This is a genomic window from Fictibacillus sp. S7, from assembly GCF_004127935.1.
GTDB classification, from domain to species: domain Bacteria; phylum Bacillota; class Bacilli; order Bacillales; family Fictibacillaceae; genus Fictibacillus_C; species Fictibacillus_C enclensis.
This window is the reverse complement of record NZ_QJKL01000001.1, coordinates 1619145-1631025: the sequence shown is the minus strand read 5'-3', so window position 1 is coordinate 1631025 and position 11881 is coordinate 1619145. Positions and strand designations below refer to the sequence as shown.

Annotated in this window: 8 protein-coding genes and 1 other annotated feature; all 8 genes read left to right on the top strand. The window is 46.5% G+C overall.

All coding sequences use genetic code 11. The annotated features are described in order from the left end of the window. Window positions 1–12: 12 nt before the first annotated feature. The 8 genes from rpiA to DMO16_RS08280 all read left to right on the top strand — a co-directional run bounded on the left by rpiA (window position 13) and on the right by DMO16_RS08280 (window position 11876). Window positions 13–690: a ribose-5-phosphate isomerase RpiA gene (gene rpiA / locus DMO16_RS08315; RefSeq protein WP_129476669.1), complete on the top strand. Its 678-nt coding sequence runs from the start codon at window positions 13–15 to the stop codon at window positions 688–690. A 60-nt stretch (window positions 691–750) separates the two neighbouring features. Next, window positions 751–975 (top strand) — a binding site (T-box leader). A 327-nt stretch (window positions 976–1302) separates the two neighbouring features. After that, window positions 1303–3222, top strand: a complete 1920-nt coding sequence (thrS, locus tag DMO16_RS08310; RefSeq protein WP_129476667.1) for a threonine--tRNA ligase — start codon at window positions 1303–1305, stop codon at window positions 3220–3222. A gap of 314 nt (window positions 3223–3536) precedes the next feature. Next, complete coding sequence (locus tag DMO16_RS08305) at window positions 3537–4889, top strand: aspartate aminotransferase family protein (RefSeq protein ID WP_129476664.1); 1353 nt, start codon at window positions 3537–3539, stop codon at window positions 4887–4889. A gap of 7 nt (window positions 4890–4896) precedes the next feature. Then, window positions 4897–6402 carry a pyridoxal phosphate-dependent decarboxylase family protein gene (locus DMO16_RS08300; protein WP_129476661.1) on the top strand — a complete coding sequence of 502 codons (1506 nt, stop codon included), beginning with the start codon at window positions 4897–4899 and terminating at the stop codon, window positions 6400–6402. Beyond that, the gene (locus DMO16_RS08295) at window positions 6396–8159 is read left to right on the top strand and encodes an IucA/IucC family protein (protein ID WP_129476659.1); all 1764 of its coding nucleotides are present in this window, start codon (window positions 6396–6398) and stop codon (window positions 8157–8159) included. The genes DMO16_RS08300 and DMO16_RS08295 overlap by 7 nt, the downstream gene beginning before the upstream one ends. Beyond that, complete coding sequence (locus DMO16_RS08290) at window positions 8149–8742, top strand: GNAT family N-acetyltransferase (protein ID WP_129476656.1); 594 nt, start codon at window positions 8149–8151, stop codon at window positions 8740–8742. The genes DMO16_RS08295 and DMO16_RS08290 overlap by 11 nt, the downstream gene beginning before the upstream one ends. Window positions 8743–8779: 37 nt before the next feature. Further along, window positions 8780–10087 carry a lysine N(6)-hydroxylase/L-ornithine N(5)-oxygenase family protein gene (locus DMO16_RS08285; RefSeq protein WP_241840660.1) on the top strand — a complete coding sequence of 436 codons (1308 nt, stop codon included), beginning with the start codon at window positions 8780–8782 and terminating at the stop codon, window positions 10085–10087. Beyond that, window positions 10074–11876, top strand: a complete 1803-nt coding sequence (locus tag DMO16_RS08280; RefSeq protein ID WP_129476650.1) for an IucA/IucC family protein — start codon at window positions 10074–10076, stop codon at window positions 11874–11876. Before DMO16_RS08285 ends, DMO16_RS08280 begins: the two co-directional genes overlap by 14 nt. Window positions 11877–11881: the final 5 nt, after the last annotated feature.

The following is an 11881-nucleotide window of genomic DNA, read 5'->3' as shown; positions in this document are numbered from 1 at the left end:
GGAGACAGGGCCATGAATCAAAAACAACTGGCAGGCGAAAAAGCAGCCGATTACATCGAAGACGGGATGACGGTCGGACTTGGCACAGGCTCCACCGTGTTTTATACCATACAAAAGGTGGGAGAGGCCGTGAAAAACGGTCTTCGGATAAAAGGTGTATCAACGTCAGCTTCTACGACCAAGCTGGCTCAATCTCTTGGTATTCCGCTGATTTCCATTGATGACGTGGATAAGATCGACCTGACCATTGATGGTGCGGATGAAGTGGATCCCAACCTTAATGGCATTAAAGGAGGAGGCGGGGCACTTTTGTTTGAAAAAGTGGTCGCTAATGCCTCGGCAAAAGTGATTTGGGTGGTGGACCCCGCCAAGAAAGTACAAACATTGGGAAAATTTCCTCTTCCTGTAGAAGTGATTCCGTTTGGAGCACAGCGATTATTTCGATATTTTGAAAAACAGGGTCTTTCGCCAGTGATCCGGGACAAAGAAAATGCTCCTTATGTGACAGACAGCGGCCATTATATTATTGATCTTCATTTGGAGGAGATTCGTGAACCCGAGCAGCTGGCAACATGGCTAGACAGCCTGACGGGTGTAGTAGAGCACGGCCTGTTTTTGAATGGTGCCGATCTCATCGTGGTCGGTGAGGCTGAAGGTCCCGAAATCATCGAAAAAAATAGGAACTCTTAAAAAATTTCTTGTATCCCTTTGGAATATGCTGTATATTGTATTTTAATAAAACTGATCGGTTAAAAAGCATTGAAAGGAACATGAGCCATTCTGTACGGTTGCACAGAGAGGAAGGGTGCTGAGAACTTCCCAACGCAGCGGAACGGCTTACCATCCTTGAGCTGTATGGGTGAACACAGTAGCTCATACCGCAGACGCTGCGTTAAAGCCAAGGAGCCATCAAATAGCCATGCTGTTTGATGGGAATCTGGGTGGAACCACGGGTAAAACGCACTCGTCCCTTTTGTTTGGGATGAGTGCGTTTTTTCTTTTTCTCATCTCCTAAATTAAAAATAGTGTTGAACAGGACAATATCCATTGCCAACCGGTCATACAGAGAAGGAAGGAGAGCTGAGAACTTCCTGACAAAGGGGCACGGATTACCGCCTGGGAGCTGAATGGGTGAACTGGATTGATTAGCTTATTCCGCAGATGCTGCGTTAAAGCAAATGGAGCCGCCATTGATCGGTAATGGCGGGAACCAGGGTGGAACCACGGGTAAAAGCACGCTCGTCCCTAGATGAGGGATGGGTGTGCTTTTAGTTATTTAAAAACAGAATGGAGAGATGAAAAATGAAAGCAAACGAAATCAGCCTTCAGTTCCCCGACGGTTCCCGGCACAGCTATCCGCAAGGTGTATCTGTTCATGAAATTGCGGCTTCCATCAGCCCAGAATTAAGCAAAAAAGCAGTTGCCGGCAAGGTAAATGGACGGCTTTCAGATCTCAGCACACCTCTTGAAAAAGATGCAAACATCGAAATTATTAGTCTGCAATCCCCTGAAGGCGAAGAGGTTTTAAGGCATAGCGCAGCCCACGTTCTTGCACAGGCGGTTCAACGGATTTACGGAGATGTGAAGTTTGGGGTCGGTCCTGCCATTGAAAATGGGTTTTATTATGATTTTGATCTGCCAGTTTCCATCTCCAATGAAGATCTTTCCGCCATAGAAGCCGAAATGAAGAAAATCATTGCCGAAAATTTACGGATTGAGCGGTTAACGGCAACAAGAGAGGAAGCCTCCCGCTACTGGCAAGATAAGGAGGATGAGCTCAAGCTTGAATTGTTGCGTGATATTCCTGAAGGAGAGCTGATCACTTTTTATAAACAAGGCGAATTCCGGGATTTGTGCCGGGGGCCTCATCTACCTTCAACAGGGCGGATTAAGGCATTCAAATTAACTTCGGTTTCTGGTGCCTACTGGAGGGGAGATTCCAATAATCAGATGCTGCAGCGGATTTATGGTGTGGCGTTTTCTTCTAAAAAGAAGCTGGATGAGCATCTGCAGTTCTTGGAGGAATCTGCCAAACGGAATCACCGGAAGCTTGGTAAAGAACTGGAGTTGTTTATGTTTTCCGATGAAGCTCCAGGAATGCCGTTTTTCTTGCCGAAAGGACAGGTGATTCGAAAGGAACTCGAAGGATTTTTACAGAAATTCCAGGATATGAGTGGGTTTGAAGAAGTCAGGACTCCGCTGATGATGAATCAGAGGCTGTGGGAGAAGTCGGGCCACTGGGGGCATTACAAGGATAATATGTATTTCACAAATGTGGATGACGCAAGTTTTGCATTAAAACCAATGAATTGTCCCGGACATATGCTCATTTACAAAAATAAGCGGCGCTCCTACCGAGACCTGCCGCTCAGGCTGGCAGAGTTTGGACAGGTGCACCGCCATGAATACAGCGGTGCGTTGAATGGGCTCTTGAGAGTCAGGACGTTTTGCCAGGATGACGCTCATATTTTTGTAACACCTGAGCAAATTGAAGAGGAACTTACATCTGTTTTACGAGTTGTCAATGAGGTCTACAGCACATTTGGCTTTTCTTTCGAGGTCGAGCTTTCCACACGGCCGGAGGATTTTATGGGAGATGAAACGCTCTGGAATCAAGCTGAAAGCGCTCTGGCAACTGTATTGCAAAAGGCAGGTTTCTCTTACCGGATCAATGAAGGAGACGGCGCATTTTACGGCCCGAAAATTGATTTTCATATCCGAGATGCCATAAAGAGAAGCCATCAATGTGCAACGGTCCAACTTGATTTTCAAATGCCGGAAAAGTTCGACCTTCATTATGTGGATGAGCATAATGAAAAGCGGCGTCCGGTAGTCATTCACCGTGCGGTTCTTGGCTCCATTGACCGCTTTTTGGGCATACTGATCGAACATTATGCCGGGGCTTTCCCGGTTTGGCTTTCTCCGGTGCAGGTTAAAATTATCCCGGTGTCGCTTGATGCGCATTCGGAAAATGCAAAGGAACTCCTGCAACAATTAAGAGGTGCGGGAATCAGAGCAGAAGCAGATCTCAGAGAGGAGAAACTGGGGTATAAAATCCGTGAGGCGCAAATCCTGAAAACTCCGTATACACTCGTAATCGGTGATGAAGAAGTCAAAAACAAAGGAGTCAGCGTAAGAAGGTACAGCGAAAGGACATCTGTGTTTATGAAACCGGAGGCTTTTCTAAAAAAACTCAAGGTAGAAATTGAGAATAAAAAATGATGGAAAAGAGAGAATTTCTCATGCAAATGAGAAGTCTCTCTTTTTTTATTCACATCTATCAGTACAAAAGCACTATTATTTATCCTTCGACAAGTGAAGAAAAGTGTTTCAGAACGGTTGCCCTCAAAAAGGGCTGAATCCATGGCATGTAAGGAATTTAAGCATACTCGGCAACAAGATAGCCGTATTGTTGGCAGATGAAAGTTAAGTGATAATGGTTCTCAAGTATGATTGACGATGAGAATGGTTTTCATTTAGAGTAAAGGCTGTAAATGTTAATGAAAATCATTATCAATTAAAGGGGTTTGATATAGATGGCTACTCAACAATTAACAAAGAATGAGTTTCTTCTAAAACAGCAGGCGGACAGAGAATCCAATGCCCGGTCGTATCCGCGCAGAATTCCTATTGCGATCGAAGAAGCAGAGGGCATTTTTGTAAAAGACGTGAACGGAAAAACCTATTATGACTGTTTGGCCGGCGCGGGAACTCTGGCGCTCGGACATAACCACCCTGTGGTAATCGAGGCTATACAACAAGTGATCAAGGACAAGCTCCCTCTGCATACGCTTGACCTTACTACTCCGGTCAAGGAAGAGTTTGTCACCGAGCTGTTTGACAGCCTTCCGAAGGAATTTGCCCAAAAAGCCAAGATCCAATTTTGCGGACCGACGGGTGGAGATGCCATTGAGGCAGCCATTAAATTAACAAAAACGGCAACAGGACGGCAGAGCATTCTATCCTTCCAGGGCGGGTATCACGGGTCCACCCATGGCACGATGGCACTCAGTGGCCACCTTGGGCCAAAGGAGAAAATAAGAGGCCTTATGCCTGATGTTCATTTTTTGCCATATCCATACACCTACCGGGATCCGTTCGGTATTGGTGGAGATGAGTCACATCGCATCAGCTCGCAATACATCGAGAATCTGCTCGATGATCCGGAAAGCGGAATCCTTGCACCAGCAGCCATGATCCTTGAAGTGGTTCAGGGGGAGGGCGGCAGTATTCCAGCACCAATTGAATGGGTTCAGGAGATGAGAAGAATCACCAAAGAACGGGGCATACCTCTCATCATTGATGAAGTGCAGACAGGAATCGGAAGAACAGGGGAATTCTTTGCCTTTGAACACGCCAGAATTGTACCGGATGTACTCGTTCTGTCAAAAGCCATCGGAGGGAGTTTGCCACTATCCGTTGTGGTTTATGATAAGGCACTCGACCAATGGTCACCGGGAGCTCACATTGGTACGTTCAGAGGGAACCAAATGGCGATGGCAGCTGGCACAGCCACCCTTAACTTCATCAAAAAGCAGAACTTGTCCGGGCATGCGAAAAGGATGGGAGAGCTTCTTAGTGAAAGGCTTGAGCAAATTCAGTTATCTTATCGGCAAATCGGCGATGTGAGAGGGAGAGGATTGATGATTGGCGCGGAAATCGTCAACCCGGAAGGAAAGAAAGGGAAAAACGGAAGTCTTCCTGCTGCTCCATCGCTCGCCAGTGCGATCCAGCGTGAATGCTTTCATCGCGGGCTAATCCTTGAAGTCGGCGGACGCCATGGCAGTGTGGTTCGTTTTCTGCCGCCGCTTATTATTACAGAAGAGCAAGTCCTGGATGTAGCCTGGATTTTTGAACAGGCCATACAGGCAGCTGTAAATGGAGAGTAATTCACAAATGACTACAGTTGTTAATCTAAAATTTGATGACTTGTTTATCAAGGAGGGGATGAGCGGCCAGGATGCCTACCTTCAGGCGATCGATCAGACAAAGAAGGTAGTTGCGGATGTGTCGGTTCAAGCGAGAGGGCCCTTTTCCGGAGAAACGCCACAGATGATTCAACGTGCGGTTAAAGAAATGAAACTGGCTACAGAAAAAGGCCAGCCGCTTGAAGTGGTATTGGAGGATGTGGCGACATTGCTTCTTCACAGCATCCAGGTGAATCATAAAGCATGCATCGGGCATCTTCACTGTCCTCCGCTCGTTCCTGCCCTTGCGGCTGAAATGGTGATCAGTGCGGCCAACCAATCTCTGGATTCATGGGATCAAAGCTCAAGCGCCACCTATCTTGAACAAGAGTTGATTGACTGGCTTTGCAACCGCCTTGGATTGGGAGAAAACGCGGATGGAACGTTTACGAGCGGAGGAACACAATCGAACTATATGGGCCTTCTGCTCGCAAGGGATGCATTTTGCGAAAAGCAATGGAACTGGAATGTACAGAAGAAGGGCTTGCCCCCTGAAGCTCGCCGGTTACGGATTCTATGCTCGGAAGCCGCTCATTTTACGGTGGAAAAATCCGCTTCACAGCTGGGCCTTGGTGAAGACGCAGTGATACTGGTGAGCACCGACCGCCATCAACGAATGTCTCTCACAGATCTGAAAGAGAAACTTCGAATCTTGAAAGCTGAAAATCTGCTGCCTTATGCACTGGTCGGGACGTGCGGGACTACCGATTTTGGAAGTATTGATCCACTTCTTCACATGGCAAAAGCAGCGAAGGAAAACGGCTTATGGTTTCATGTGGATGCAGCCTACGGAGGAGCTCTCATGCTAAGCCATAATGATCATCACCGGCTTCGAGGAATAGAACAAGCCGATTCGATCACCGCCGATTTTCATAAACTCTTTTTTCAGCCGATCAGCTGCGGTGCTTTTTTGTTAAAGGAACGGAAGCAATTTAAACATATCAGCTACCATGCCGATTATTTGAATCCTGAACAGGACGAGGAGGAAGGATTGCTCCACCTTGTCAATAAGTCGGTCCAGACAACCAGAAGATTTGATGCCTTAAAACTGTTTATGTCCCTCCGGGCGGTGGGATTGGATCTTTTTGGAGAGATGATCGACCATACCATTGAACTAGCAAGGAAAACAGCACAGCTTATGAAGGAAAGCAGATTCTTTAAGGTTATAAATGCCGAACCTGAAATTAACGCGGTTGTTTTTCGCTATGAACCTTCGTTTCTTAAAAACAACTTTGATGCATTAAACAAACAGATTCATAGCGAGCTTCTTCAAGGCGGAAGAGCCATGTTGGCGAAAACCATGCATGAGGGAGAGCTGTATCTTAAATTTACATTGCTTAATCCACGAGTAACCATGGAAGACATGAAGAAATTGATCGCCGACATTGCTGAATTGGGCGAAACCATACATAGAAGGGAAGGGAAATCATCGTGAACAGCAAGCAGCTTGCAGAGCAGGCGACCATACAAAGCTTTCTGAACTGTTACTTGCGTGAGACGGGAGATTCGAATGAAAAGAAAGCGGGCATGATCTGGATCAGCACGTTGGAGAACCAAAACATTGAGGTCTTGATTCCAGTAAAGTATTGGTCTCCGACAGGAAGGCACCTTTTTTCGTTTCCCATCATGTATCAAAGCAAAGGAGGAGGGAAACCTGTTCCGGCTGATTACCTCAGTCTGGTTTCACTGCTCGCTAAAGAGCTCTTGCTGAGGCAAGGCAGAGAAGATGCGGGAGACGAGCTTGTTCTTCGCGTCATACTGAGCTGCAAGAATATGAAGGAGACGATTCAACAGAGATTTGCTGATGCTGGGAAGTTAACAGAAGAGGAGTTTATGTTTATTGAAGCGGAACAATCCCTTCTTCTGGGCCATCTGCTTCATCCTACACCCAAAAGCAAACAAGGGATGCTTCCCGGGGAGGAAATGATCTACTCACCAGAATTTAAGGGAGAATTTCGGCTGTATTACTTTAAGATCCATCGTTCTCTCGTTCTTCAAGATTCCACGTTGAGCCATTCTGCGGTGGAACTTGTAAGGCGCATGCTTCTGGATGATCCTGCCGTGCCCCACGAATTTGTAGTGGAGCATTGTATGGATGAGGACTTCCATCTCGTGCCGTCCCATCCGCTTCAGGCAAGAGAGTTAGTTGTTCAGCCAGCTGTCCGGAAACTGATTGAGCAAGGCAAGATTGTTGATGTCGGCTGTACGGGAAGTCCGTTTACACCCACATCCTCACTGAGGACGGTGTACCGCAGGAATTTCAAGTACATGTTTAAGTTCTCAGTGCCTGTCAAGATTACCAATTCACTAAGAGCCAATAAACCGAAAGAGCTTGAACGGGGAGTCGAAATATCCCGCCTGCTGCATACGGAACTGGGGACTGAGCTTAAAAATTGTTATCCCGGTTTTCGAATCGTTGAAGACCCAGCCTATCTTTCTGTTCGGGCAGGAGAAGAGGAATCAGGGTTTGAAGTCGTCATTCGGGAAAATCCTTTTTATCAAAATGAACGGAATGCCAGCCTGATCGCGGGGTTGTGCCAGGATCATCCATACGGCAGGAAAAACCGGTTGTTCTCGATCATACAATCGATCGCACAAAAAGAAAGCCGAACGACAGAAGAAGTCAGTACCAATTGGTTTGAAACCTACTTAGCTCTTTCTCTGGAACCGATGCTGTGGCTGTATAAGCAATACGGGTTAGCGTTGGAGGCACATCAGCAAAATTCCATCGTCCAGCTTTCGGATAACGGGTATCCAGCTGCGTTTTATTACAGAGACAACCAGGGTTACTATTATGCGGAATCCAAGGCACACAAACTGAAGCAGCTTCTTCCCGGTTTAAACCGCAAAAGTGAAACCATCTGCTCTGACGCCACGGCAGAGGAGAGATTTCGATACTATCTCATTTTTAATCATCTATTTGGATTGATCAACGGATTCGGAACGGCAGGACTTGCAGATGAAACAGCCTTACTTGATATTCTGCGAAAATCTCTCGCCCGCCACAAAGAAAACGGAGCGGGTCAGCTGGTGAAAAGCCTGCTCAATGAACAGGTCCTGCCGTGCAAAGCCAACCTGTTGACAAGACTTCATGACAAGGATGAGCTTGTCGGAACACTGGAGGAGCAATCGGTATATGTAAATGTAATCAATCCAATTGCACAAAAGGCAGGGGTCACATATGGTGTATGAATTTGAAACATTCGACGATGCGCTCAAAAACCGGATCTCCTTCCGGCGCGTGAAATTTGAAAAAGACGCCGAGCTTCTTCATAAGTGGATGAACGAAGAGCACGTAATTCCTTTCTGGAAGCTCGACGGACCAAGAGAAATCTACTATAAGCATTTGGAAAAAGCCCTTTCACATTCGCACCAAACTCTCTATATCGGATGTATAAACGACAAGCCGATGAGCTACTGGGAAGCGTACTGGGTAAAAGGAGATGTGGTGGAAAACGCGTATCCATCCGCTCCTTTTGATCAGGGCATTCATCTTTTGATCGGAGAGAAGGAGGATTTGGGCAAAGGGTATTCGTTGCCTCTGCTGAAGGCGATGGTAAGGCGTCAGTTTCAGGAGCCGGACACAGAAAAAGTCATTGCGGAACCGGATATTCGGAATAAGAAAATGATACATGTTTTTGAAAAATGCGGTTTTCGCGCAATCCAACCGATCGAGCTGCCGGATAAAACGGCGCTGTTAATGATTTGCACAAAAGACGAATTTCACAGGAGGTGGAGCTACCTTGCCAAGGAAAGAGCAAAGGCACATCTATGATGCTGTTGGAATTGGAATCGGCCCGTTTAATTTAGGAATGGCAGCATTGGCTGAAGGAACCGGGCTTGATTGCCTGTTTTTTGAACAAAAAAGTGAATTTAACTGGCATGAGGGAATGCTGATCGAAGGGACTACCCTTCAGGTGCCGTTTCTGGCAGATCTGGTCAGTATGGCCGATCCGGCGAATCCATTCAGCTTTCTTTCTTATCTCCACGAGCAGGGTCGTTTATATCACTTTTATTTTCTGGAAAAGTTTCATATTCCGAGAAATGAGTACAATCATTACTGCCAGTGGGCAGCCCGTAAGCTATCGTCCTGCCGATTTGGCATGAAGGTGGAGGAAGTACTGCCATTTGGATCGGAGGACGGCTTTCTCTATAAAGTCTATGTACGGGACGAAAAGACGGATCAAGTAAGATCGGTACTCGCACGCAACCTGGTCATGGGAATCGGGACGAAGCCTTATCTGCCGCCACATGCGGAATGGTTCTCAGGCAAATCAGTCTTCCATTCATCACAGTATTTAAAAAGAAAAGACGAAATGCTTGGCGTCAGTTCCATCACAGTGGTGGGATCCGGACAGAGCGCGGCCGAAATCTTTCTTGATATTGCCCGCAGCATAGACAATGGGGCATGTCAGCTTAACTGGCTGACCCGTTCAAAAGGATTCTTTCCCATGGAATATTCGAAGCTGGGACTTGAATATTTTTCACCGGACTACATTGATTTTTTCTATGCTCTTCCTCAGGAGAAACGGGATGCGCTTCTGGCTCAGCAGGATCTGCTGTATAAAGGCATCAGCGCAGAAACCATTGGTGAAATCTATGATCTGCTTTACGAAAAATCAGCAGCTGGAAAAGAAACCTCTTTCCATCTCCAGCCCATGGTGGAGGTCACGGGAATCGATCAATCGGATTCCACTCACGTGCTTCACTGCCGGCAATGGATGACGGAAGAAGTCTTCCAAAAGCAATCAGACGTGGTCATTATGGCTACCGGCTATAAACCGGCAATCCCATCCTTTCTTAGTGGACTGGAAGATTATATTGAATTTGACGATCAGGGAAGATTCCAGATTGAACGGGAGTACTGTCTGAAAACCCACCTGCATACAAAGAACGAGATTTTTATTCAAAACGGAGAAATGCACACACACGGAGTGGGATCACCTGATCTTGGACTTGGTGCTTACCGCAATGCAGTGATATTGAATGCCATTGCGGAAAAGCCGTTGTATCGGGTTGAAAAGAAAAATATATTTCAACAGTTTATGGGTGAAACGACGCAAAAAGCCGGACCAAAAGATCCAACCAGCAGAGGAGGACACACGCATGTTTTTTGTTGAAGAGCTAAAGCAAAATCTGAATCGCGAGAAATGGGTTGATGCCAACCAAAGGCTGCTCGCCAAGATGATCGCCGAATATATGTATGAGGATATGATTTATCCTGAACAGGTCGAAGGAAACACCTATCTATTAAAGATCGGCGAGTGGGTTCCATACCGGTTTCAAGCAGAGCCTCGTTTGTTCAACAGCTATTCCGTAGACTGCAAAACTATCGAAAAATACAGCAATAACAGCTGGGAGCCGGCAGACAGTGCCGTGCAGTTTATCCTAGATATTCAGCAATCCATTGGGATGTCAGCAGAAACAGCAGGACACTTGATCAAAGAATTGAACGCGACACTGCTTGCTGATGTGAATCTTATGGTCAATCATACAAAAAGTGCGGACGAGCTGGCTGAACTGGGCTATGAAGAGCTGGAAGGGGAAATGACAGGGCATCCATGGATTACTTACAATAAGGGCAGAATCGGCTTCGGATATGATGATTATTTGATGTATGCGCCGGAAAACCAGCAGAAGGTACAGTTATCCTGGATCGCTGTTAAAAAGGAGAAAGCTTCCTACCAATCGGTTGCAGGCGCAGATTATGATTCTCTGTTGAAGTCTGAACTTGATCAAGAGACACTCCATTCCTTTCATGAGCGTCTAGCGGCAGAGGGCTGTGACCACAGTCAATATTTCTATATGCCCGTACATGAATGGCAATGGAAAAACGTGATCATCCAGAATTTTGCACATGAACTGGCTGCAAAGATCATCGTTCCTTTGGGAGATGGCCCGGACCAATACCTTCCGCAGCAATCCATCCGTACGTTTGTTAACACGTCACAAAAAATGAAGCAACATGTGAAGCTTCCGATGAGCATTTTGAACACGCTCGTATATCGTGGATTACCCGCTGAACGAACGGTGATTGCCCCCAAGATTACTGAGTTTATCAAAGGCATAGCTGATCAAGACCGATTTTTAAAGGAAGAGTGCCGGGTAATTCTTCCCGGGGAGAATGCCAGCATCAATGTGGATCAATATCATTTTTCAGAGTTAAAGGGAGCCCCTTATCAATATCTTGAAATGCTTGGTGTGATATGGAGGGAAAGCATTCATATGTATACAGAGGAAGGTGAGCGTCCGATTACGCTGGCGGCGCTGGCGCACGCTGATGCTTCAGGCAAGCCATATGTGCAAAGCCTGATGGAGAAATCAGGATTATCTCCGGAGGAATGGATCAGGCAAATGTTTCATGTGGTTATGCCGCCGCTGCTTCATTACTTGTATCAGTATGGCACCGTTTTTTCTCCGCATGGCCAGAATACGATCCTTGTACTGAAGAAATACAAGCCTCACCGTCTTGCGATTAAAGATTTTGTCGATGATGTGAACATCAGCGACCAGCCATTTGCAGAGTTGGAGTCTCTTGGGCAGGAGCTGAAAGCGGTATTGCGCAGCGAGCCGCCGGAAGGGCTGACTCAATTTATTTTCACAGGGTTGTTTATCTGCCATCTTCGTTATTTGGCGGATCTGCTTGTAAAGAACGACCTTCTAAAGGAAACATCGTTCTGGCGGCTTCTTGCTGAAGAAATTTATGCCTATCAGGATAGATTTCCACACCTGCAAGAACGGTTTGCACTGTTTGATTTCTTTCAGCCCAAACTCACAAAACTCTGCCTGAACCGGAACCGGATGGTGGATTACGGGTATGGAGATGGAGAGGACAGGCCGCATGCCTCAGAATTCGGAAAAGTCAGCAATGCATTACACCTGTTTGCCAGGGAGGAAGTTTCCTTATAACATCA

Coding starts and splice junctions, on each gene's coding strand:
- DMO16_RS08290 (WP_129476656.1), top strand. CDS start 8,149: ATGGTGTATGAATTTGAAACATTCGACGATGCGCTCAAAAACCGGATC.
- DMO16_RS08300 (WP_129476661.1), top strand. CDS start 4,897: ATGACTACAGTTGTTAATCTAAAATTTGATGACTTGTTTATCAAGGAG.
- DMO16_RS08280 (WP_129476650.1), top strand. CDS start 10,074: ATGTTTTTTGTTGAAGAGCTAAAGCAAAATCTGAATCGCGAGAAATGG.
- thrS (WP_129476667.1), top strand. CDS start 1,303: ATGAAAGCAAACGAAATCAGCCTTCAGTTCCCCGACGGTTCCCGGCAC.
- DMO16_RS08285 (WP_241840660.1), top strand. CDS start 8,780: ATGGCAGCATTGGCTGAAGGAACCGGGCTTGATTGCCTGTTTTTTGAA.
- rpiA (WP_129476669.1), top strand. CDS start 13: ATGAATCAAAAACAACTGGCAGGCGAAAAAGCAGCCGATTACATCGAA.
- DMO16_RS08305 (WP_129476664.1), top strand. CDS start 3,537: ATGGCTACTCAACAATTAACAAAGAATGAGTTTCTTCTAAAACAGCAG.